22 protein-coding genes are annotated in these 22,360 nt (G+C 61.4%); 18 read left to right on the top strand and 4 right to left on the bottom strand.

Annotation, left to right across the window (positions count from 1 at the left end; genetic code table 11):
- Nucleotides 1-76 precede the first annotated feature (76 nt).
- Both LOL23_RS05020 and LOL23_RS05025 read right to left on the bottom strand, forming a co-directional pair.
- Entirely contained in the window at nucleotides 77-1,045 is a 969-nt protein-coding gene (locus LOL23_RS05020; RefSeq protein ID WP_237173240.1) for a Bug family tripartite tricarboxylate transporter substrate binding protein, read from the bottom strand.
- Nucleotides 1,046-1,355: 310 nt separating this feature from the next.
- On the bottom strand, nucleotides 1,356-2,333 hold the full coding sequence (locus LOL23_RS05025) for a LysR family transcriptional regulator (RefSeq protein WP_237173241.1): 978 nt from the start codon (nucleotides 2,331-2,333) through the stop codon (nucleotides 1,356-1,358).
- Between the two features lie 98 nt (nucleotides 2,334-2,431).
- On the opposite strand from LOL23_RS05025, the gene LOL23_RS05030 reads away from it, so the two are divergent.
- The 10 genes from LOL23_RS05030 to LOL23_RS05075 all read left to right on the top strand — a co-directional run bounded on the left by LOL23_RS05030 (nucleotide 2,432) and on the right by LOL23_RS05075 (nucleotide 12,319).
- Nucleotides 2,432-3,625: a CaiB/BaiF CoA transferase family protein gene (locus tag LOL23_RS05030; RefSeq protein WP_160978512.1), complete on the top strand. Its 1,194-nt coding sequence runs from the start codon at nucleotides 2,432-2,434 to the stop codon at nucleotides 3,623-3,625.
- A 4-nt stretch (nucleotides 3,626-3,629) separates the two neighbouring features.
- Entirely contained in the window at nucleotides 3,630-4,646 is a 1,017-nt protein-coding gene (locus LOL23_RS05035; RefSeq protein ID WP_160978510.1) for an NADPH:quinone oxidoreductase family protein, read from the top strand.
- Nucleotides 4,643-5,641 (top strand): tripartite tricarboxylate transporter substrate binding protein, encoded by a 999-nt coding sequence (locus LOL23_RS05040; RefSeq protein ID WP_160978508.1) that lies wholly within the window; start codon nucleotides 4,643-4,645, stop codon nucleotides 5,639-5,641. The genes LOL23_RS05035 and LOL23_RS05040 overlap by 4 nt, the downstream gene beginning before the upstream one ends.
- Nucleotides 5,642-5,822: 181 nt before the next feature.
- Nucleotides 5,823-6,965 (top strand): ABC transporter substrate-binding protein, encoded by a 1,143-nt coding sequence (locus LOL23_RS05045; RefSeq protein WP_237173242.1) that lies wholly within the window; start codon nucleotides 5,823-5,825, stop codon nucleotides 6,963-6,965.
- Nucleotides 6,966-6,975: 10 nt separating this feature from the next.
- A complete protein-coding gene (locus tag LOL23_RS05050) occupies nucleotides 6,976-7,848 on the top strand; it encodes a branched-chain amino acid ABC transporter permease (protein ID WP_237173243.1) in 873 nt (290 codons plus the stop codon).
- A gap of 9 nt (nucleotides 7,849-7,857) precedes the next feature.
- Nucleotides 7,858-8,742: a branched-chain amino acid ABC transporter permease gene (locus LOL23_RS05055; RefSeq protein WP_160978502.1), complete on the top strand. Its 885-nt coding sequence runs from the start codon at nucleotides 7,858-7,860 to the stop codon at nucleotides 8,740-8,742.
- On the top strand, nucleotides 8,739-9,497 hold the full coding sequence (locus LOL23_RS05060; protein WP_160978500.1) for an ABC transporter ATP-binding protein: 759 nt from the start codon (nucleotides 8,739-8,741) through the stop codon (nucleotides 9,495-9,497). Before LOL23_RS05055 ends, LOL23_RS05060 begins: the two co-directional genes overlap by 4 nt.
- Nucleotides 9,494-10,207, top strand: coding sequence for an ABC transporter ATP-binding protein (locus LOL23_RS05065; RefSeq protein WP_160978498.1), 714 nt, complete (start codon nucleotides 9,494-9,496; stop codon nucleotides 10,205-10,207). The genes LOL23_RS05060 and LOL23_RS05065 overlap by 4 nt, the downstream gene beginning before the upstream one ends.
- A gap of 37 nt (nucleotides 10,208-10,244) precedes the next feature.
- Nucleotides 10,245-11,852, top strand: coding sequence for an AMP-binding protein (locus LOL23_RS05070; protein ID WP_237173244.1), 1,608 nt, complete (start codon nucleotides 10,245-10,247; stop codon nucleotides 11,850-11,852).
- On the top strand, nucleotides 11,852-12,319 hold the full coding sequence (locus LOL23_RS05075) for a MaoC/PaaZ C-terminal domain-containing protein (RefSeq protein ID WP_160978494.1): 468 nt from the start codon (nucleotides 11,852-11,854) through the stop codon (nucleotides 12,317-12,319). Before LOL23_RS05070 ends, LOL23_RS05075 begins: the two co-directional genes overlap by 1 nt.
- Nucleotides 12,320-12,419: 100 nt before the next feature.
- Here the strand turns inward: LOL23_RS05075 and LOL23_RS05080 are convergent, their stop codons facing one another.
- Nucleotides 12,420-13,358, bottom strand: a complete 939-nt coding sequence (locus LOL23_RS05080; protein WP_369414093.1) for a LysR family transcriptional regulator — start codon at nucleotides 13,356-13,358, stop codon at nucleotides 12,420-12,422.
- A 222-nt stretch (nucleotides 13,359-13,580) separates the two neighbouring features.
- Here LOL23_RS05080 and LOL23_RS05085 point away from each other — a divergent pair, with 222 nt between their 5' ends.
- From LOL23_RS05085 to pcaD, 3 genes are all read left to right on the top strand, one after another.
- Complete coding sequence (locus tag LOL23_RS05085; protein WP_160978666.1) at nucleotides 13,581-14,525, top strand: Bug family tripartite tricarboxylate transporter substrate binding protein; 945 nt, start codon at nucleotides 13,581-13,583, stop codon at nucleotides 14,523-14,525.
- A 122-nt stretch (nucleotides 14,526-14,647) separates the two neighbouring features.
- Complete coding sequence (gene catC, locus LOL23_RS05090; RefSeq protein WP_160978492.1) at nucleotides 14,648-14,923, top strand: muconolactone Delta-isomerase; 276 nt, start codon at nucleotides 14,648-14,650, stop codon at nucleotides 14,921-14,923.
- Between the two features lie 31 nt (nucleotides 14,924-14,954).
- Nucleotides 14,955-15,731 carry a 3-oxoadipate enol-lactonase gene (pcaD, locus tag LOL23_RS05095; protein ID WP_160978490.1) on the top strand — a complete coding sequence of 259 codons (777 nt, stop codon included), beginning with the start codon at nucleotides 14,955-14,957 and terminating at the stop codon, nucleotides 15,729-15,731.
- A 142-nt stretch (nucleotides 15,732-15,873) separates the two neighbouring features.
- Here pcaD and LOL23_RS05100 read toward each other — a convergent pair whose 3' ends face one another.
- A complete protein-coding gene (locus LOL23_RS05100; RefSeq protein ID WP_237173245.1) occupies nucleotides 15,874-16,992 on the bottom strand; it encodes a muconate/chloromuconate family cycloisomerase in 1,119 nt (372 codons plus the stop codon).
- Between the two features lie 331 nt (nucleotides 16,993-17,323).
- Here LOL23_RS05100 and LOL23_RS05105 point away from each other — a divergent pair, with 331 nt between their 5' ends.
- The 5 genes from LOL23_RS05105 to soxZ all read left to right on the top strand — a co-directional run bounded on the left by LOL23_RS05105 (nucleotide 17,324) and on the right by soxZ (nucleotide 22,317).
- Nucleotides 17,324-18,592, top strand: coding sequence for an NAD(P)/FAD-dependent oxidoreductase (locus LOL23_RS05105; protein ID WP_237173326.1), 1,269 nt, complete (start codon nucleotides 17,324-17,326; stop codon nucleotides 18,590-18,592).
- 265 nt (nucleotides 18,593-18,857) lie between these two features.
- Nucleotides 18,858-20,225: a sulfite dehydrogenase gene (gene soxC, locus LOL23_RS05110; protein WP_160978486.1), complete on the top strand. Its 1,368-nt coding sequence runs from the start codon at nucleotides 18,858-18,860 to the stop codon at nucleotides 20,223-20,225.
- Complete coding sequence (locus tag LOL23_RS05115; RefSeq protein WP_237173246.1) at nucleotides 20,209-21,390, top strand: c-type cytochrome; 1,182 nt, start codon at nucleotides 20,209-20,211, stop codon at nucleotides 21,388-21,390. Before soxC ends, LOL23_RS05115 begins: the two co-directional genes overlap by 17 nt.
- Before the next feature lie 95 nt (nucleotides 21,391-21,485).
- A complete protein-coding gene (gene soxY, locus LOL23_RS05120; protein ID WP_160978482.1) occupies nucleotides 21,486-21,953 on the top strand; it encodes a thiosulfate oxidation carrier protein SoxY in 468 nt (155 codons plus the stop codon).
- A 49-nt stretch (nucleotides 21,954-22,002) separates the two neighbouring features.
- Nucleotides 22,003-22,317 (top strand): thiosulfate oxidation carrier complex protein SoxZ, encoded by a 315-nt coding sequence (soxZ, locus tag LOL23_RS05125; RefSeq protein WP_160978480.1) that lies wholly within the window; start codon nucleotides 22,003-22,005, stop codon nucleotides 22,315-22,317.
- Nucleotides 22,318-22,360 lie beyond the last annotated feature (43 nt).

Here is a 22,360-nt window from a genome sequence, read left to right on the forward strand (position 1 = left end):
CGCCGCTGCAGTCAGCCAGCAGGCCGGCTTATCGCCAACAGATGCTCGTGGGCGCTTTGCATGCAGCCTCCAAACGTTAATCGACGCGGATGCCGGCCTTCTTGATCACATCGGCCCACAATGCATATTCTTTTTTGGCCCGCTCATGCAGGGCCGCGCCGCTGTATACATCGATCGTATAGCCGCCCTGCTTCATATTCTTCACGAATTCAGGATTCTTCGTGATGGTCTTCATCGCCGATTCGAGCCGCGCGCGCACATGCTCGGGCAGTTGTTTGGGCCCGATGAGTCCATACCAACCGGTTACGGCATAGTCTTTGACGCCGGCCTCGATCATCGTCGGCACATCGGGCAGGCCCTCGTTGCGTTCGCGCGATGTCACCGCCAGCGCCCGCACTCGGCCGCTGTCGATGTAGGTCTTCGCGGTGCTGATGATGTCGAACATGAAGGTGATCTTGCCACCGATCACATCCATCATGGCGGGCGAGTTGCCGCGATAGGGCACATGCAGCATGTTTGCATCGGTCTTCTGCTTGAGCAGTTCGGCCGACAGGTGATTGGATGCCCCCACGCCGGCCGATCCGAATGACACCGTATCGGGATTCTTTTTCGAGTGCGTGACCAGTTCCTGCACATTCTTGATCGGCAGGTCTTTGTTGATTACCAGAACATTGGTGTAGTCCACCATGGTGCCGATATAGGAGAAGTCATTGTCCAGATCCAGGCGGGCGCCTTTCTGGATGAGCGGCGTGATGGTCAGCGTCGGGCTGGCGACGAAATTGATGGTATAGCCGTCTGCAGGCGCGCGGGCGGTGGATTGTGCGGCGATCATGCCACTGGCGCCGGTGCGGTTCTCGACCACAACAGTCTGGCCGAGCTCTTCGCTCAGATACTTCGCAAAGGTGCGTGCCGTCGTGTCGACCGGGCCGCCGGGCGAATAGCCGACAACCAGCGTGAGGGGTTGGGTGGGCCAGTTGTCCGCGGCCTGCGTACCGCCTATCGCTATGGCGCCGGCACAGGCCAGCATCATGCATTTCCAGTTCATGAGTGTCTCCTTTCTACTTTCTAGTGAGGCTGAATCTATTCTTCTGGCTTGCCCGCGCGGCGATATTCCATACAGGCTGCCGCATGGGTAGGGTCTTGGTAAACCGGCCGCCTTCTTAGGTTGCGCACGTTGTGTGCAGCTGTTGCAGTGTGGAACGCTGGCCGGCGCTTGGCAATTCGGCTTTGATGAAGTGAGGTTCTTCTCCTGCCGATTTCCGTGATTACCCTGCTTTCACGCCTTGCGCCGGTTCGCTGCGCAATTCCCCGATGATGCGTTGCGACGGCGGAACGCCTGATTCTGGAAAGAGACGTTATTCGTACCCTTGCATCTTGCCAAAGGCACTATCGCCTTGGATATGGGGCGCGGCCGGTCGTTGCCAGTTGATTTCGTGTTCGTGTATCTGTGCGCTGATGTGGTCCATCAGGGCGCGGGTGGCGAGCGTGGGATAGCGATTGGGCGCAGTCAGTAGATACAGGCTGTCGCCGACGCCCTCTGGCTCATATTGGGGAAGGACTTCCCGCAGCGTGCCGGCTTGCAGTTGCCGCCATACGGCGTAGCGCGGCAGCAGTGCGATGCCCAGCCCGGCCAATGTGGCTTCCAGCAAATAGGGGTAATCGCCTGATTGCAGGCGTGGCGCCACGCGCAGCAACACGGGCGTATCGTCCATGTCCAGCTTGAGATCGAAGCTGCGGCCCATGGACGCGGGGGCAATCAGTGTGCGACGTGTGAGGTCTTGCAGCGTGACCACCGGCCCTGTCTGCGCCAGGAACGCGGGTGTGGCGCACAGGCACCAGGCAACGTCGCACAACTTGCGTGCCACGTGGTCGTCGGGCGGTGTGGACGAAATCTTGAGGGCGAGATCCACTTCGGCACCAATGAGATCGCCAATGTAGTCATTGATATGCACCCGCAGGCTTACATCGGGGTAGGCGTGTGCAAACTGCAGAAGCACCGACGCCAGGTAAAGGTGGCCCAGGCCGGTGGGCAGGCGGATGCGCACATCGCCGCGTACGGACTGCCCCAGGCTGTCGATCGACGTTTGGGCGGTATGGGCCTCTTCCAGAATACGCAAGCCATGCCCATACAGGATGCGGCCGGCCTCTGTAACCTCGGTATGGCGAGTGGTGCGCCTGAGCAGTTGGGCGCCAGTGGCGACTTCCAGCGCTTTGAGCTGGCGCGATGCGTTTGATCGCGTCATGCCGCAGCGCCGTGCGGCGGCGCTGAGTGTTTGGGTTTGCACCACGGCCACGAAGAGGCGTATCAGGTTCAAGTCGAGATCATTGTCCATTTTTTCTCAACACTCATGCCAGTTTATTTGGAATTGTAGACGGAGAGTGCCGATGCTAGGATGGTTTTACACCGTTATCACCCCGTTTATTCGTACGCATGCAAGCTGATCTGCCTTTCACCGGCCTCCGTATTCTCGATCTCAGCCAGGGCATCGCCGGGCCTTATTGCACCCAGATGCTCTGGCAGCAGGGGGCGGACGTCGTCAAGGTTGAACCCCCCCAGGGCGATTGGGGGCGGCATGTGGGCGTGACGGCCGCCGGGCACAGCGCCTTGTCGGTCAGCTATAACGCCGGCAAGCGCAGCCTGTGCGTCGATGCGCGTGTCGATTCAGGTCGTGCGCTGCTGCGCCGTCTGGCGTCGGGCGCGGATATCGTAGTGCAGAATTTTCGCCCAGGTGTTGCTGAACGCATGGGGATGGGATACGACGTGTTGGCTGCGGATGTGCCGGGTTTGATCTACGTGTCTATCAGCGGATACGGTGAAGACGGGCCTTGTGCCCAGGCGCCCGCGTCGGATTCAGTGATGCAGGCGGATTCGGGCCTGATGTTTGCCAACCAGGATGAGCACGGCATGCCGCGCCGGGTTGGCATCCTGCTGGCCGATATTGCCACCGCGCTTTATGCAGCCCAACAGACATCGGCGGCGTTGTACCGGCGCGCCCTCACCGGCCAGGGCGCGCATGTGCGCCTGAGCTTGTTCGAGGCATGCGCCGCGCTGCAGATCAATGATATTGCGGCCTACGCCCACACAGGCAGTCGGCGAGCCGAAGCAGTCAGTGCGCCGAACGGGGTCTTTGATACGGCTGATGGCCGGATCTCCGTGCTTGCGCTCAACGACGACCAGTTCGGCCGGCTCTGTCGGGCGTTGGGGCGCGAAGCCTGGCTCGATGATCCCCGCTTCGCAGGCAACGCGCTGCGCATGGCGCAACGCGACGTACTGCACGGCGAGATTGCGGCGCAGTTGAGTACGGCATCCACCGCGTCCTGGGTTGCACGCTTTGCGCAGCATGACGTGCTACATGCGCCGGTGCGAGATTACGCGCAACTCGCAGACCATCCGCAGGCCGGGCATCTGGGCGTGTTTCAGGACTTCGCCCAGCCGGGTTGGGGCATGGTGTCGTTGCCGGGCCTGCCCGGGACCGAATTGCGCCGGCCAATGCAGTGCGCCCCCGCCGTTGGCGAGCATACGCTGCAGATTTTGCAGGAAGCTGGCCTCGCGCGACATGAGATCGATGAACTGCTCGGCAGCGCGGTCGTGCGCCAGGCCGAGCCCGCCATACAAGAGGAATGACGGCATGTTGGCATTGCAGTGTGACGCGTTTGGCCCGGTGCAGGGCGTGCAACTGCGCGAATGCGCGGACCCCGGCGCGCCCGGCGCAGATGAGGTGGTCATTGATGTCTCCTATGCCAGCGTGAGCCATGCGACTGGCCTTATGGTTGAAGGCCGCTACCAGACCAAGCCGCCGCTGCCCTTCATTCCTGGTACGGAAGCAGTCGGCACCGTCGTGAGCGCAGGCGCGCGGGTCAGTCACGTAAAACCGGGCGATGCGGTGGTGGCCATTGCACGGTGGGGCTGTTACGCGCAGCGGCTGCTGCTGCCGGCCTACACGGTGTATCCCTTGCCCCAAGGGTTGCCACCATTGGCGGCGCTGCCTGTGCCTATTTCTTATGGCACTGCCTACACCGGCTTGATGTGGCGTTGTGGCTTGCAGCCGGAGGAAACCGTATTGGTGCTGGGCGCGGGCGCCGGCGTGGGCTTGGCTGCCGTCGAGATTGCGGCCCAGGTGGGCGCGGACGTTATTGCGTGTGCAAGCACACAGGCCAAGCGTGAGGCGGCGATGGCCCGCGGGGCGCGCGCGGCACTTGAGCCCGGGCCCGAGTTGGCGACGCAGGTGAAAACGCTGACCGCTGGCCGGGGTGCGGATGTCATCGTCGATCCGGTTGGCGGCGAGCTATTTGGCTATGCCGTGCGGGCCGCCGCACATAATGCGCAACTGCTCAGCATCGGTTTCGCCAGCGGCAGCATGCCAGCGGTGCAGCCCAATCTGCTGTTGGTCAAGAATTTGACGCTCCATGGTTTCTTCTATGGGCGTTATATCGGCTGGACACCGGCCGATGAGCGTGCCGTGCATGCGCCTGCACTGCAGCGCGCCATGCGAACGCTGCTGAGTTGGGCACGTAATGGGCGCATACGGCCCGAAGTAAGCAAGGTGTATCCAATGAACGGATTGCCCGATGCGCTGGCGGCGCTTCATGGCCGTCATGTCATCGGCAAGCTTGCACTTTCTATAAAACAGGAGACGACAACATGACTATTTTTCCCGTACAGACACTCAAGCGATGGCTCGGTGGATGCGCCGTGGCGGCACTGAGTCTGGCCGCCGCGCCGGCGCTGGCGCAGGGCGCCGACGCCTTTCCGGACAAGCCGGTCAGGATGGTGGTGCCGTATCCGCCCGGTGGGCCCACCGATCTGATGTCGCGTGCGGCGGCCCATGCCATGGGCAAGCAGATGAACCAGTCTGTGGTGGTGGAGAACAAGGCCGGTGCCAGCGGCATGATAGGCGCCGAGCAGGTGTCGCGTTCCGCGCCCGACGGCTACACCATTCTGGCCAATGCTTCACTGCATGTGATCAATCCACACGTCTACAAGAAGATGCCCTACGACTCCTTCAAGGATTTCGTGCCGGTAACGCAGCTAGCCGCGGTGCCGCTGGTGCTGGTGGTGCCGGCCACATCGCCGATCAAGTCGGTGTCTGATCTGGTGGCAAAGGCGCGGGCCAGTGATGCAGGGCTGAACTTCGGTTCGGCAGGCAGCGCCTCCGCGCAGCATTTGTCGGGCGAGTTGTTCAAGCACCTGGCCAAGCTCAAGATGCAGCATGTGCCCTACAAGGGCAGCTCGCCCGCATTGACAGACCTGGTGGGCGGCCAGCTCGACCTGATGTTCGACTCGATGCCCTCGGCCATGTCGTTCATCAAGTCCGGCAAGCTGCGTGCCATTGCAGTCACCACGCCCAAGCGCGTAGGGGTGCTGCCTGATGTTCCCACTATGGCCGAATCGGGTTTTCCTACCTTTGATACCAGCACCTGGTACGGCATCTGGGCGCCTGCGGGCACACCCGACGCTGTGGTGCGCAAGCTTGCGGATTACGCCCGCGCAGGCCTGAAAGACCCCGATCTGATCAAGCAATACGAAAGCCTGGGTGCCCAACCCGTGGGCAGCACACCGCAGGAGTTCTCCGCCTATAACAAGTCAGAGGAAAAGAAATGGGCTGAACTCATCAAGCTGGCTGGCGTACAGCCCCAGTAAGCAAGGAGCCCAGTGTCCGCCCTGCGTTCTGGTATTTGCCCTAATATTTGCCCGGGCGAAACAGCGGCGCGGCGGGGATGGGCTGTGTAGTCTCTGGTTGCAGCCGAAACTTTCGCAGATAATGTCCAAACTCGCGCGTAATGACGCGGGCACTATTCAAAGAACGAGACAGGAGACCGGGATGACTCCCATTGCACGCACGCTTTCGATCGGGCTTGTTGTTGCCGCTGCCATATGGGGGCAGGTGGCGCATGCCAAAGATGTCGCCATTGGCGCACTGTTTCCCATGAGCGGCCCCAATGCCACCTACGGCGATATCTTCGGCTCGGGCGTCAACCTGGCCGTGGAGCACATCAATGCGGACAAGCTGCTCGACGGCACGCTGTCCGTCAAATACGAGGACAGCCAAGCCTTGCCGCAGCAGGGCGTCATTGGGATGAACAAGCTGGTCAACGTCGAAGGCGTTCCTTATGTGCTTTCCGCCTTCACGGGCGTGTCCAAGGCGATTTCCACCACTGCCACTCGCACCAAGACGGTTGCCGTCAATGGCGGCGGCGTGGGGCCTGATCTGGCCAAGCTCGGGCCGTACTTCTGGAACGTGATCCCGCTGGCCAACGACGAAGTGCGGGCCATGCTGCCCTACCTGGTCAAAGAGCGCAAGCTTAAGCGCTTCGTGCTGGTGTATGTGGACGACCCGCTGGGCGCGGCGGTACGTGAGGATATCGGCACCGTGCTGCCCAAGGTGGGCGGCGAGCTGGCCGAAGCCTTGTCGGTGCCTACCACGGCGCAGCAGTTCAGCGGCATTGCCGCGCGGGTGCGCGCCGCCAATCCTGATGTGGTCTACATCGCATCGTATGGCGCCCAGCAGGCCCAGATCGTCAAGCAGTTTCGCGACAACGGCATCACGCAGCCGCTGGTCAGCTACAGCGCGTTTTCTATCCCGCAGATGATGACGCTGCCCGAAGCCAAGGGCGCCCTCTACACCACGCAAAGTGTGGATTGGAAGTCGTCTGATCCGGTCACCCAGCGTTTCGTGAAAGACTACGAGGCCAAGTACAAGAAATCGCCCACCGCGTACATCGCCAACTACTACAACGCTACGCGTCTGTTTGGCCTGCTTGGGCAGGCGCTGCAGAAAAAGGGCGAAGCCATCACCGGCGAAAACCTGCTCAAGCAGCGCAAGGAAACGCCTACGTTCGACATGGTGGGCGGCAAGCTCACGTTCCAGGATAACGGCACGGTGATCAGCCCCATGCAGATCAATGAAATCGTGGGCGGGGCTGAAGGCAGCAAGATCGTGACCGTCGTATCCGAAGCGCAGTAGACGGTTCATCATGCTGCTGCTTCAGTTGCTGGTCAATGGCGTCCAGGCGGGCGCCATGTATGCGCTCATTGCGGTCGGGTTCTCGCTGATCTTCGGCTCGACCCGGGTTTTCCACTTTGCGCACGGGGCCACATTCACCATTGCCGCCTATCTTTTCTATCACTTTTATTCGGTCGCTCAACTGCATTGGGTATTGGCGGTGCTGATCGCGGCTGCCGGCGCGGTGGCCTTCGGGGCGGCGATGGACCGCTGGGTGTATGCGCCCATACAGCGCCATGAGGGTTCCTTTTTCACGGTGTTCGTCGCTTCGCTGGGGGCAGGCATCGTTGTTCAGAACGTGATCGGTATGGTGTTCGGGCGGGGCTTCGTGTCCGTTTCCACACCGCTGTCCATGAGTATCGAGATCATACCGGGCCTGTTTGTGTCGCCGCTGTCCGGCATTGCCATACTTTGCGCGTTGGTGTTCTTCGCCGCGCTGCATGTGTTCCTGATGCGTACGCACATGGGGATGGGTTTGCGCGCGCTGTCTGAGAACCCTGATCTGGTGCGCATCTACGGTTTGAGCCCCAGGCGTCTTTCCACGATTGTTTTTGCACTGGGCTCGCTGTTGGTGGTGCCGGCCGCCATCCTGGGCGCGGCCAGCACCGGGCTTAATCCAGCCATCGGCCATCACATCGTGCTGGTCAGCCTGGCCGCTACGATTGTCGGCGGTGTCGGCAGCCTGCGCGGCGCCGCCTGTGCGGGCCTGCTGCTGGGTTTGAGCGAAAACCTGGCGCTGATCTACCTGGGGTCGCAATGGAGTGAGGCCGTTACTTTTGTCGTCCTGTTCCTGTTCATCCTGTTCCGCCCCGCTGGCTTCTTTGGCCGCGCCACCGTGTCCTGAGGAAATGCCATGCTCGCCTACATCCTCAACCTCGTTACCCTGATCAGCATCAATGCGGTACTCGCCATCACGCTGAATTTCATTATGGGCTACGCCGGCATTTTCTCGATGGCGCATGCAATCTTCTTTGGCGTGGGTGCATACACGGCGGCGTTCATGGCGCTGCATTACACGGCTTCACTCTTCCTGGCCGTACCTGCCGCCATGGTGGTCGCCGCGCTGCTTTCATTGGTGCTGGCGCTGCCTGCGCTGCGGGTGCGCGGCGAATACTTTGTTGCCGCCTCGCTGGGCCTGCAAGTACTCGGCGTTACCATCTTTGCCGAATGGAAGTCTTTCACGGGCGGCCTGGGCGGCATCATCGGCATCCCTCCAGTGGATATCTTTGGGTATGCCTTGGCGGATCCGAAGCAGTTCACGCTGCTCGCTGTTGCCTCGCTCGTCGTGGTCATCCTTATCACCAACGTCTTGCTGCGCTCCAGTTTTGGCCGCAATTTGAAGGCAATACGCGACAGTGAATCCGCCGCCCACGCATTTGGCAAGAATGTGGCCATCATCAAGACGCTGTCCGTGATGATCTCGTCGGCGCTCGCGGCCATTGCGGGCGCACTGTATGCGTTCTACCTGGGCTTCATCAATGTAGAGAGCTTCACGCTGGATACTTCGGTGCTGCTCATGGCCATGGTCATCATTGGCGGTACGGGAACGTTATTCGGTCCAGTGGTCGGTACGCTGATACTGGCGCTGCTGCCCAGCGTGTTCAGCTATATGTGGTTTCTGCCTTCCACTGAGGTCGGCGCAATTCAGCAGATCGCCTATGGCACCGCCATGGTGCTGCTCATGATCTTTCGCCCCGGCGGCCTGGTTGGCTCGTCCCGCCACAAGGAGGCGTCATGAGCGCGGATGACCGCGAGGTGCTGCTGCGCATCAGCAATCTGCGCAAGAATTTTGGCGGACTACAAGTGACCAATAATGTGAGCCTGGACATGCGGGCTGGCATCATCACGACGCTGGTGGGCCCCAATGGCGCAGGCAAGACCACGCTGTTCAACCTGATCACCGGCTATCTGCAGCCGACCGGCGGCGATATCCTCTGGCGAGGGCAGTCCATTGTTGGCCAGTCGAACTGGCAGATCGCCCGCAAGGGCATTGTGCGCACCTTCCAGGACCTGCGCCTGTTCGACCACATGACGGTGCAGGAAAACGTGCTGACGGTGATGGAGCCTGTATCGTGGCTGTGGCAGCCGGGCGGTCGCGCCGGGCGCAAAATGCGTGAAGAAAAAGTGGCCGACATCCTGGCGCGTGTGGGCCTGGCCGGCAAGGCCCGTTCTCGCGCCATTGATCTGGCCTATGCCGAGCGCAAGTTCCTGAGTATGGCGCGCATCATGGCCTCCGATGCCCGCATGTGGCTGCTGGACGAGCCCGCGTCGGGTCTGGATCGTGGCTCTTACGAACGCTTTCTGCGACTGTTGCGTACGGAGGTCGAGCAGGGCGTCACCGTATGCATCATCGAACACAATCTTGATATCGTCGTGAGCGTGTCTGACCGCATCGCCTTCCTGGACCAAGGGACGCTGCTGGCGGACGGCGATCCGGAGGCTGTGCTCAAGGATCCGCACCTGGCGGCTATTTATTTCGGAGAGCAGGCATGACGGCGCCGGTACTGCAAACCCGTGGGCTGGTGGTCGGCTACGGCGGCCGTCCGGTATTGGACGGCTTTGATGTCGAGCTTCGTGCGGGCGAAGTGCTGTGCCTGATCGGCCACAATGGCGCGGGTAAATCCACGCTGCTCAAGGCGCTGTTCGGCCTGGTGCCGCGCCAGGGCGGCGATATTCTTCTGGATGGCACGCCGCTCGGCAATATTCAGCCGCGCCAGCTCACCGCTGCCGGCTTGTCGCTGGTTCCGGAAGGCCGGGGAGTCTTCCCGGGCCTCACCGTTGCCGAGACGATGAGCATGGCCATGTGGGCCGCCGGCATCCCCAAGGATCAGCGCGCCGAAAGGCTGGATTGGGTAATGTCAGTGCTGCCGGCGATGGGGCAGTTCTATAGGCAGCGGGCGGGCACGCTATCGGGCGGGCAGCAGCAGATTGTGTCGCTTGGCCGCTCGCTGCTCAGCCGGCCGCGCTGTCTGCTCATGGACGAGCCGTCGATCGGCTTGGCGCCCAAGCTGTTCCAGGACTTGCTGCAACCCATACGCGAACTGCAGCAGCAGACCGGCATGTCTATTTTGCTGGTGGAGCAGAATGTGAAAGAAGCGCTCAAGATTTCGGATCGTGTCATCGTCATGAAGTCGGGCCGCATCATTACCGAGGCCTTGCCACAGGATCTGAGCGACAACGCAAAACTCATGGAGCTGTACTGAGTACGGCGTTCTATTGCACCCCGGGGGTAGTGCCTGAATGGCTTTGTTGACGAGTTTGCCTGAGCTGCTTGCACGCCAGGCTGCGCAGCGGCCCGACGCCGTTGCCTTTATCGAGGATGGCCGCGAGATCAGCTTCGGGCAGTTTGCGGCGATGTGCCGGCGTACCGCAGTGTGGCTGGCGCAGCATGGCATCGGACGGGACGACAGGGTCGCCGTGTGGATGGTGAACCGTGTGGAGTGGCTTGCACTGTACTTCGCGCTCAGCCACCTGGGCGCGGTGCTGGTCACCGTCAACACGCGCTACCGGGCGCACGAACTGGCTTTCATCCTTCAGTGCTCGCGCGCCCGCATGCTGGTGCTGGAGCCGGGTTTCCGCAAAATCGATTTTCCCACCGTGCTGTCGGGGGTGGATCCATCGGCTGCACGCCTGCTGGAATGTATTGCTGTGGTGCGGGCGCAAGGGGATGCCGGCCTTGCGCAGGCGGCGGCCGTACTGGGCCGCCCGGTGGTTGGATTCGATCTGGACAGCCTTCCCGATGGCGAGCCGCCATGCGCCGGCCATAGCCAGGCGTTCAATATTCTCTTTACCACCTCGGGTACGACAAGTGGCCCCAAGCTGGTGGTTCACCGCCAGTACAGCATCGCTGTGCACAGCCAGCATGTGGCCCATGCCTTTGGTCTGGGCCAGTCGGGCAGTGTGCTGCTGTCTACCCTGCCGCTATGCGGCGTGTTTGGCTTCAATGGTGTATTGGGCGCGTTTGCGGGTGGCAGGCCGACGGTGATCGCCAGCACTTTCGATGCCAATGAGGCCGCGCGGCTGGTGGTACAACACCAGGTCACCCATCTGTTCGGCAGCGATGAAATGTTTCATCGGCTCGTGGAGGCGGCGCCCGGCGTACGTCCTTTCCCTTCGTTGCGGGTGTGCGCATTCGCGTCCTTCCACCCCGGTGCGCAAGCGCTGGGCAATGAAGCTTGGGCACGGGGGATCCCGCTTACCGGCCTATACGGCTCCAGCGAGGTGCAGGCCCTGTTTTCATACAACCGGCAGGATCTGCCCATGGAAGAACGGCTCAAGGGGGGCGGGACGCCCAGCAATCCCGGCGCGCGCCTACGCATCCGTGACGCCGATACCGGCGCTTTGCTTGCACCCGGAAAAAGCGGCCTGATCGAAATCAAAGCCGACACCAACTTTGCGGAATACCTGGACAATCCGCAGGCCACGCGGGCCGCTATTGACGACGACGGTTATTTTCATACCGGCGATATCGGCTATCTGCGCGATGACGGCAGTTTTGTCTACCAGACTCGCCATGGCGACGCCATACGGCTGGCGGGTTTTTTGGTCGATCCGACCGAAATCGAGGAAGTCATCAAGCACCAGGCCGGTGTGGCCGACGCGCAGGTTGTCGCGGTCGAGACGCCCGGTGGGCAGCGGCGCTGCGCCGCTTTTGTCATTGCCAAAGCGGGTATTGCGCTGGATACCGCCGCATTGCAGGCGGCGCTTGCAGGCCTGCTGGCCGCATTCAAGGTGCCTGCATACATCTGGCAGGTGCAGGAATTTCCATCCACTCAAAGCTCCAACGGGGTGAAGATACAGCGTGCAAAGCTGCGCGACATGGCGCAGGCACGCATCGAGGACATGTGATGAGCACACACTATTTTGAAGACTTTTCACCGGGGCAGGTATTTGAGAGTGGCGGACGCACCCTGACGGAGACCGACCTTACTTTCTTTTCGATGCTGTCGGGCGATTGGAACCCTATCCATGCCGACGCTGAATATGCACGCGGCACCCGCTATGGCCAACGCGTTGTGCATGGTGCGCTGGGTATTGCCGTGAGTACCGGCATGCTGCACGAACTAGGGATTTTTCATGGCTCTGTGATCGCCATGCTGGGCTTTCGCAACTGGAATTTTCTTGCACCATTGCTGGTCAATGACACGATCCATCTGCGTCTGACCATTCTCGACGCGACGCTGGGGAAAAGCGGCCGCAGCGGTAAAGTGGGGCGGCGCTTCGAACTCATCAACCAGCGCGGCGAGGTTGCCCAGGAGGGTGAAAGCGACGTGCTGGTGCATACCCGCCACGGGGCTCAGGAAGCACGCACTTGATGCGCGGTGCCGCCCTGAAGGGTGGTGGCAACGTATTAATGCGGTCTACGAATGTGATCCACACACCTTGCTCAGGCGCGGCCGCAGCCAATGTGCGATGTTAGGCCGCACCTCGCTTGGTGCGGCGTGCCAGCGCCAGCACTGACTGCAGGAAGGGCGCATTGTCGTTGCGGCGCCAGCTGAGCATGATGGGTGAGGTGAAATCCGCATCGCGCACCGGCACGTAGCGGACGTCTTCGCGGTGCAGGGCGCGCACGCCGTCGGGGACGATGGCCACGCCCATGCCGGCGGCGACAAAGCCGATGGCGGTCTGCAGCTCGTTTACTTCTTGGGCGATATGCGGCTTGCACCCGTGTTTCTGGAACAGGGCCAGGATGTGGTCTGCGTAGCTGGGGCGGGGGCGCGCGGGGTACAGGATCAAGGGTTCGCTCTGGATTTCGCCCGCAGACACGTGCTTGCGGCGCACCCAGCGGTGGGTGGCGGGTATGGCCAGCGCAAGCGGCTCTTCCCACAGCACGAGGCGTTCGATTTCGTCGTCTTCGAGCAGCATGCGGCCGATGCCAATATCGATGCGTCCGGTTTTGAGCGCATTGAACTGCTCAAGCGTGATCATTTCGACAAAGCTGATTTCGGCATCGGGATCCAAGCTGCGCAGCTCGCGAATGAATGCGGGCATATAGCCATACAGGGTTGAGGGCACGAAGCCTACCCCAAGTCGCGGCCGTTGGTGGCGGCCGATGCGCTGGGTGGCCTGCACGGTTTCTTCGAGCTTTTGCGTGATGAGCTCGGTTTGGTCGCGGAAGTAGCGGCCCGCTTCGGTCAGCCGGATGCCGCGGCCGACGCGTTCGAACAGGTCTACGCCCAGGGTTTCTTCGAGCATTTTGATCTGCCGGCTGAGCGGGGGTTGCGCCATGTGCAGCACCTGAGCCGCCCGCGTGAAGCTGAGCTCGTCGGCAACGCACTGAAAGTATCGTATCTGCCTGAGGTCCATAATCCATACCCGATAGGTATCAATGATAACCAATATAGTCTTAGACATCGCCCGGACGCATGCGGATAATCCGCAACACATCTGCAACGTATTTATATGGGGCGAGTACGTACTGCCGGTCGTCGCAGAACCAGGGCAGCGATGTTGCGCTCCATCATATGCGCACCACGAAAGGAGAGAGTTGTGAGCATTATTCGTTCTCAGGAGACGGTGAAAACCATTATCGGCAAGGCGCGTCGCCACCTGTCGCTGTTTGCCTTGGCGGCTGCGATGGCCGCGCTGGCACAACCGTCTGCGTATGCCGCCGACGCGGCAAACTATCCTGACCACACCATTTCGTGGATTGTGCCCTTTCCGCCGGGTGGCGCCATGGACGCTATCGCGCGCGTGATCGGCGAAACGATGAGCAAGGAACTCGGCCAGAGTGTGGTGGTTGAAAACAAGCCGGGCGCCGGTGGCAATATCGGCGCCAGCTACGTCGCCAAAGCAGCGCCCGATGGCTATACCATCATGATCGCCGCCAATGGCATGGCGGTGAACTCCTCACTCTATAAAGCATTGAACTACGACCCGATCAAGGATTTCGAGCCCATTTCGCTGCTGGCGGCAGTCCCCAATATTCTCGTTACCCAAGCAAGCCGCGCGGATGTGAACGCGCTGCAGGACGTGATGCAGCAGGCGAAGGCAAAGCCGGGGCAGTACACCTATGCATCGGCGGGTGTGGGTACGTCCATTCACCTGGCGGGCGCCCTGTTCACTTACATGAGCAAGCTGGACATGCTGCACGTGCCCTACAAGGGTAGCGGCCCCGCTGTTTCCGATCTGGTGGGAGGCCAGGTGGATTACATGTTCGACAGCATCACCTCATCCAAGCCCTATATTGAATCGGGCCGCCTGAAGGCGTTGGCCATCACCACGGCCAAGCGGTCATCGGCCCTGCCCGATGTGCCCACCATGGCCGAAAGCGGTTTGCCGGGCTACGAGCTCACGCCCTGGTTCGCCGCCTTCGCGCCAGCGGGTACGCCGCCGCAGGTCATCGAGAAGCTCAACCAGGCCATGCTTAAAGCCATGGACAACGAGCGCGTAAAAAAGGTGTTTGCTACCATTGGTGCGGAACGCATCGGCAGTACGCCCGCCGAGCTGAAGACCTATCTGGCTGACGAAACCGGCAAGTGGCAGAAGATCATCAAGGAAACGGGGATTTCCATCAATTGATGGAAGCGCGGCGCGTGCTGTGCTTCAATGAAGCGGCACGCCCGCGGGCATGCCCGCAACCCCAACCCGCAACCCGTAACCCTCCGCAACCCGTAACGCGTAACCCATAAGGCAGACAGAAAATGTTGTTCATGGTTGAAATGACGGTCAATCTTCCCGCCGATATGCCGGCGTCCCAGGCAGACGACATCAAGGCGCGGGAAAAGGCGTATTCGCAGGATCTGCAGCGCGCCGGAAAATGGCCGCACATCTGGCGTATTGTGGGCGAGTACAAGAACGTCAGCATTTTCGACGTCGACAGCAATGACGAGTTGCATGCCCTGCTGAGCGGCCTGCCGCTCTTTCCCTACATGGATATCAAAGTAACAGCGCTGTGCCGCCACCCCTCCGCGATATGATGCGGCCGGCCTTTACTCCGGAGCTTGTCGCATGACTTCAGCCATGATCAACGGCGCGCAGTGCGCCTATACGCTGCGGGGGCCGGCTGGCGCGCCCGTTCTGGTGTTCTCAAATTCGCTGGGTGCCGACCAGTCCATGTGGGCGTCACAGGCTGTCTTGCAGGACGAGTTCCAACTGCTCACCTACGATACGCGGGGGCACGGCCAGTCCGGTGCGCCGGCTGGGCCGTACTCGCTCGAGCTTCTGGGGCGCGATGTGCTGGGGCTGCTTGATCATCTTGGCATTGGTCAGGCGGCCTTTTGCGGGATATCTATGGGCGGCTTGATTGGCCAGTGGCTTGGCATCTACGCGCCTGATCGGTTGTCGAGGCTGGTGGTGGCCAATACCGCCGCACGCGTCGGCAATGAGCAGGGCTGGCGTGATCGTGCCGCGCTTGTTCGCGCACAGGGTATCGGCCCTGTGGCCGACAACACGCTGCCTCGCTGGTTCACCCCCGGGTTCGTGGCGACGCAGTCCCCTGTCATTGCCGGCATGCTGGCTGTTCTGCGCGGCGTGTCGCCCGAGGGCTATGCTGCATGTTGCGATGCGCTCGCCGTCGCCGATCTGCGCGCGGATATCGCACGCATTTCCGTGCCAACACTGGTTATCGCGGGCGCCTTGGATCCGGTCACCACGCCTGCCGATGCGGACTTCATCGCGCAGCAGGTGACGGGTGCAAAGCGGGTAGACATGCCGGCATCGCATCTCTCGAATGTAGAAGCGCCTGAGCCGTTCAACCAGTCCTTGCGTTCGTTCCTTCAGGGCTGATCGGGCGCTTATATGCGCGACCGAACCCGAACGGTGTCCGGTTCCGCACAGTGCGTTGAAGCGAAAGGAGCGCCTTCTTCATGCTGAAGAAGGCGTTTTTTTATTTGGAGGATAGGAGGCGCCTGTGCAGGCGCCTGCGGGATCAGCCGCGCAGGTAGTGCTTTACCTTGTCTTCGTCCAGTGCGATGCCCAAGCCGGGGTTTCGCGGCAGCGTAAGCGTGAACTCGCTGTAGTCCAGCGGTTCGGTGAGGATGCTGTCTTTCATGAGCAGCGGCCCGAAGAGTTCTGTGCCCCATTCGAAGCTGTTCACTGTAGCAAATACGTGCGCGGAGGCGATGGTGGAAATCGGCCCTTCGAGCATGGTGCCCCCATACAGCGTGATGCCCGCCGCCTGCGCAATGCCAATCAGCTTCTGTGCGGCGCGCAAACCGCCGGCCTGTTCGATCTTGATGGCATAGACATTGGCGCACTCGCCTGTGGCCAGCGTCAAGCCGTCTTCGGGGCCCTTCAAGGCCTCGTCGGCCATGATGGGCAGTATCCCCAGCGCCGTCAGGCGCCGCATGCCGTTGAGGTTTTTTTCAGCAATCGGTTGCTCGATGAGGTCGATGCCTGCGTTGGCCATTGACCGCAGTGCCTGTTGGGCCTGCGTTTCGGTCCATCCCTGGTTCACATCGACACGGACACTGACATCGTCACCCAACGCAGCCTTGATGGCGGCGCAATGCTCGATATCCTCACGCAGCGGCCGCAGGCCGATCTTCAACTTGAAGATCGTATGGCGTCGGCGCTCAAGTAACTGCCGGGCTTCGGCAATGTCCCGCTGCGTGTCGCCGCTGGCCAGCGTCCAGGCCACGTCGAGTTTTTCATGGACGGCACCGCCCAGCAAGGTGCTGACGGGCACGCCCAGCCGCTTGCCGAGCAGGTCATAGAGTGCAGTTTCCACAGCGCTCTTGGCAAAGTGGTTGGCCTTGACCACCTTGTCGAGCCGGTTGCGCAGGGCGGCCGGGTTGTAGGACGGGCTCCCCACCAGCACAGGGGCGAAGTAGGTATCGATGTTCGCCTTGATGCTTTCAGGGCTTTCCGCACCATAGTTCAGCCCGCCTATTGTCGTGGCCTCGCCGATGCCTTCCAGGCCGTCGGAGTTTTTGATGCGCACGAGCACCATGCTTTGGTGCTCCATCGTTGCAACCGAGAGTTTGTGCGGCCTGATGGTGGGGATGTCGAGTATATGTGTGCTGACGCTGATGATGGTGGCTTTCATAATGCTTCTGTGCGGGATGCTGCGCGGGCTCCGGTATATGTCTGTTGTAGAGTCGGAGTATAGGTACGACGTCGCACAGGGTCTAATATGGATTTGGTCACGAACCATACTTTTAAGGTATGGGATTGGGCAGACAGATCCTCATTCCACACTTGGCTTGCAATCCGCGCTGCTTGTTCCCATCATGTCGCTGTGCCGAGAGCCCAAACCATGCGCACAAGGCGATTCAATACCGGGCGCGGCTATGCCCTTGGCATACACCACGGCAAACTCAAGGAGGAGCGCAATGTCGATGGCGTTCAACGAGGCGGCGGGAGAGCCGCGCGCGGGCATGAAGCGCCGTTCGTTTCTGAAGGCAGCCACCGGCGCCGCGGCGCTGGCCATGCCCATGATCTCGGGCGCGCGTACAGCGGCACAGCCGCATGTTGTGGTTGTGGGCGGCGGTTTCGGCGGTGCCACGGCCGCGAAATACCTGCGCTTGCTCAGCAAGGGCAAGCTGCGGGTAACACTGGTCGAGCCGGCCGCAGCGTTCGTTTCCTGCCCGATGTCCAATCTGGTGCTTGAAGGCCGCCTGGCAATGGCGGATATCTCGCGCGGCTATGATGGCCTGGCCCGACACGACGTCAGGCACGTGCGTGACCGCGCTGTGGGTGTCGATGCCGACAGACGCCGCTTGTTGCTGGCGCAGGGCGACGCCATGCAATGGGACAGGCTGATACTGGCCCCCGGCATCGGTTTCATGTTGGAAGACATACCCGGCCTTGCGTCCGACGCGGCCCGCCGCGCCATGCCGCACGCTTGGCAGGCAGGGCCGCAGACGCAGCTGCTGCGCGATCAGCTCGAGGCGATGCCCGACGGCGGCCGCTTCATCATTGCCATCCCAGAGGCCCCTTACCGTTGCCCACCCGCCCCGTATGAGCGCGCATGCCTCGTGGCGTCCTATTTCAAGCAGCACAAGCCGCGCGCCAAAGTCCATATATTCGATGCGAACGCAGACCTCACCGCCGAGGCCGCGCAGTTCCGGGCGGCATGGGATGATCGCTATGCAGGCATGATTGAATACTTTCCCGCCTTCAAGGCTGTGGACGTGGATGCGAACACGCGTACAGTGATCTTTGAATTGGGCGAAGAAGAGCAAGGCGATGTGGTCAATGTGCTGCCGCCTATGCGTGCGGGCGACATCGCTGTGCAGGCGGGGTTGGCCACCGCCAATGAGCGCTGGTGCGAGGTGGATTTCCTGACGTTTTCATCCATCGTCGAGCCGCGCATTCATGTGCTGGGCGATGCCATACAGATCGCGCCGGTCATGCCCAAGGCCGGCCATATGGCTTGGCAACATGGCAAGACGTGCGCGGCCGCCGTCGCCGCCCTGCTGCTGGGCGGCAAGGTCAATGACGATCCCGGCTATGACAGCACTTGCTACAGCTTCGTGGATGCGCGGCAGGCCATGCATGTCGCGAGTATGCACCGCTACAGCGCCGAACAGCGCACCATGCTGCCCGTGCCGGGCGCGGGCAGCGTTTCGCCGGCGCCTTCGGCTCGGGAAGGTGAGCAAGCCTTCGATTGGGCGCATGCCATCTGGGACGACATGCTGACATAAGTGCGTCCGCAGCCTTCCCGCAAACCGGGGGCGGCCTGCGCGCCGCCGGGGCGATGCGACGTCGTCCGCTTCGGCGGCGCAGCCTTGGATGACTCCCCAAGTCACTTAATGCCTACTTAATCTTTAATGCATAAACTTTATAGGCATTGGAAATTTGATACTGCAAAAGTTTCCATGCCGGATATGCAGGGATATCCCTTGTTTATATCTAAAAGTTATGTGCATATATTAATAAAGCAGTTGACAACTCATCCGGGAGCATCGAGTGAATCGGAGAGGAGACAAGCGGCCAGTTCCTATTGGCCGCCTCAGAAAGGCGCCGGAGAATTTCGTTCCCGACAGCCTGGCTACTGAAATCAACGCCAAAGGTGTGGACGATGTTCGCCGAGATTTTCTACGGCGCAGCTTTCTTGCGGCCGCCGCGGCCGCGACGACACCCGCGCTTGCGCAAGCTGCGGGTGCTGCGGCCGGCGATCCCATGATTCTGGAGCCGCGCCCCTGGAGTACCAAGCTTGGCAACCCAGTGGCCTTCCACCCCTACGGCCGGCCTTCGCCCTTTGAGGCCAACCTGCAGCGCAGGCAATCGCCGGGGCTTACCCAGACGCCCCAGGCATCGGTGGCATTTGCGCCGCTGCAGGGTTTCTTTGGCATCATCACGCCCTCGGGCCTGCACTTCGAGCGCCATCATCAGGGCTGGGTGGATGTGGACCCTGAGCAGCACAGGTTAATGGTCAACGGCATGGTGAAACAGGCCAAGGTCTATACCATGGACGATCTGATGCGCCTGCCGTCGGTATCGCGCATCCACTTCATCGAATGCGGCGCCAATACCGGCATGGAATGGGGCAATGCCGCAGTGCCCACGGTGCAGTACACGCACGGCATGCTGTCCTGTTGCGAGTACACAGGCGTGCCACTCAAGGTGCTGCTTGACGATTGCGGCGCTGACCTGAAGAACGCACGATTTGTGCTTGCCGAGGGCAACGACGGCTCCAGCATGACACGCACCATTTCGATGGACGCCGCGCTGGATGACGCCATGGTGGCGTGGGGCATGAATGGCGAGATGCTGCGGCCCGAAAACGGTTATCCGCTGCGCCTCGTCGTGCCTGGCGTGCAGGGCGTCTCATGGGTCAAGTGGCTGCGCCGCATCGAAGTCGGCGACAAGCCCTGGAATACCAAGGATGAGACCTCGCATTACGCTGATCTGATGCCCGACGGCATGCATAGGCAATACACCTCCATACAGGAGTGCAAGTCTGTCATCACGTCTCCGTCGGGCGGCCAGGCACTCATGGGCAAGGGCTACTACAACGTCAGCGGGCTGGCCTGGTCTGGGCGGGGCAAGATCAAGCAGGTGGATGTTTCCTTCGACGGTGGCAAGACATGGAAAACTGCGCGCCTTGAGACGCCTGTCCTGGATAAATGCCTGACACGCTTCAATATTGATTGGGTATGGGATGGCGGGCCAGCCATCCTGCAAAGCCGGGCCATTGACAGCACGGGCTTTGTCCAGCCGCGCTACCGGCAGTTGCGCGAGGTGCGGGGAACGCGCTCCACGTATCACAACAATGCGATCCAGTCGTGGCAAGTCGCGCAGAGCGGGGAGGTCTTCAATGTTCAGATGGACTAATCGCGCGTTGCTTACCTGCGTGCTGGGCTCGGCGCTCGGCGTTCCTGCGTCGCTTGCGCATGCCGCAAATGCGGGCGTCCCCGATGCAGGCACCCCTAATGCGGACGCCGCGGTCACTGCAGCGTTCAATATCGGCCGGCCCGCCACCGAGGCGGAAATCAAGGCCTGGGACATTGACGTGCGCCCTGACTTCAAAGGTCTGCCGCGTGGCAGCGGTACGGTCGATCAGGGGGCCGATATCTGGGATGCGTCCTGCGCGGCCTGCCATGGCTCTTTCGGTGAAAGCAATTCCGTGTTCACCCCACTGGTGGGTGGCACTACGCCCCAGGACATCGAGACCGGCAATGTGGCAGCGCTGAAGGGTGGCGGCCACCCTTCGCGCACCACGTTCATGAAAGTGTCGACCGTCTCCACGCTGTGGGATTACATCCATCGGGCCATGCCCTGGGACAACCCCAAGTCGCTCAAGCCGGACGAGGTCTATGCCGTGCTGGCCTATCTACTCAACCTGGCCGAGATCGTGCCGTCAGATTTCACGCTGAGCGACCAGAACATGGCCAAGGTGCAGGAAAGCATGCCCAACCGTAATGGCATGCAGTTCTGGGAAGGCCTGTGGACAGCTGATGGCAAGCCTGACACTGCGAATACGGCCTGTATGAAAGATTGCGCTGCGAGCACGGTGCCATCTTCGACGCTGCCTGATGTTGCGCGCGACGCACACGGCAACCTGGCGGCCCAGATGCGTATCGTGGGCCCGGTTCGCGGTGTGAACACTCTCGCGCCCGCACTGGCGGGTACGTCGGACCAGAATGTGGAGCAGGTGCGTGAACATGCGCGCGGCACGCTGGCTGCGGCGCAGCCGCCGACGTCCGCCGGCGCGAAAGACGCTCAGCCTGGTGATGCCGCGGGCGGCGACTTGGCTCTGTTGACGGAGAATGGCTGTATGGCCTGCCACGCCAAGGACAAGAAGATTCTGGGGCCGTCTTTTGCCGATATCGCCGGCAAGTACAAGGGCCAGGACGACGCCGCGCCGAAGCTGGCTGAAAAAGTGTTGAAGGGCGGTTCGGGAGTATGGGGTGCCGTGCCTATGCCCCCGCATCCGACGCTGCCGGCCGACAAGGCCAGAGAGATGGTCGACTGGATACTCGCCGCACCGGCGCAATAAGAACAGGCATGTGCGACTGGCGCACGGGAAAACCGCGGGCCGTCGCGCCCGATATTGAATCTATACAGCATGTGAAGGATCAGAGGAGACACCGCATGAATAAGCAGCGTAGAAACATACTCAAGCTGGGCACCGTTCTGGGCCTGGCGGTGACCGCCGGCATATTGCGCCCCGAACAGGCCTGGGCCGTACAGCAAGAGTGGAACAAGGATGCCTTTGCCGCCACCAAGGTGGACGACGTGGTGAAGGCGTTCGGAGGCGGGCAGGCGGGCGAAAGCGACAAGATCAAGCTTGTGGCCCCCGATATCGCCGAGAACGGTGCGGTGGTGCCGGTGAGCGTGGTCAGCGACCTGCCAGGCACCTCCCAGATATCAATCCTGGTGCCCAAAAACCCGAACGCGCTCAGCGCACATTTTGAGCTTGCCGCGGACACGATGCCCGAGGTGGCGACACGCATCAAGATGGGCGGCACGTCCGACATCTATGCGCTGGTCAAGGCTGACGGCAAGTTTTATACCGTGCACAAGGAAGTCAAGGTAACGCTGGGCGGCTGCGGCGGCTGAGCGGCGCACCAAAGGCATCTATATATATACAGAGGATAGGGGAGCAATCATGGCAACCAGACCCATGCGCATACGCGCGGTAGAAAAAGACGGCGTCACGGAAGTGAAAGCATTGATGAGCCACATCATGGAAACGGGGCAGCGCAAGGATAGCGAAGGCAATCTCGTGCCCGCCCACTTCATCGACTTGGTCGAAGCAAAGTGCAATGACAAGACCGTGCTGTCGGCGCAGTGGGGGCCAGCGGTCTCGCGCGACCCTTTTCTGTCGTTCAAGTTCAAGGGTGGCAAAAAGGGCGACAAGGTGGCGATCTCCTGGCGCGACAACAAGGGCGAGAGCCGTACAGACTCGACAGAGATCCGCTAGCTGAACCTGCCCGCGTAGACAACAAACAAAAGCAGCTGCGCAA

Source organism: Paracandidimonas lactea (genome assembly GCF_021653995.1).
Lineage (GTDB): Bacteria > Pseudomonadota > Gammaproteobacteria > Burkholderiales > Burkholderiaceae_B > Allopusillimonas > Allopusillimonas lactea.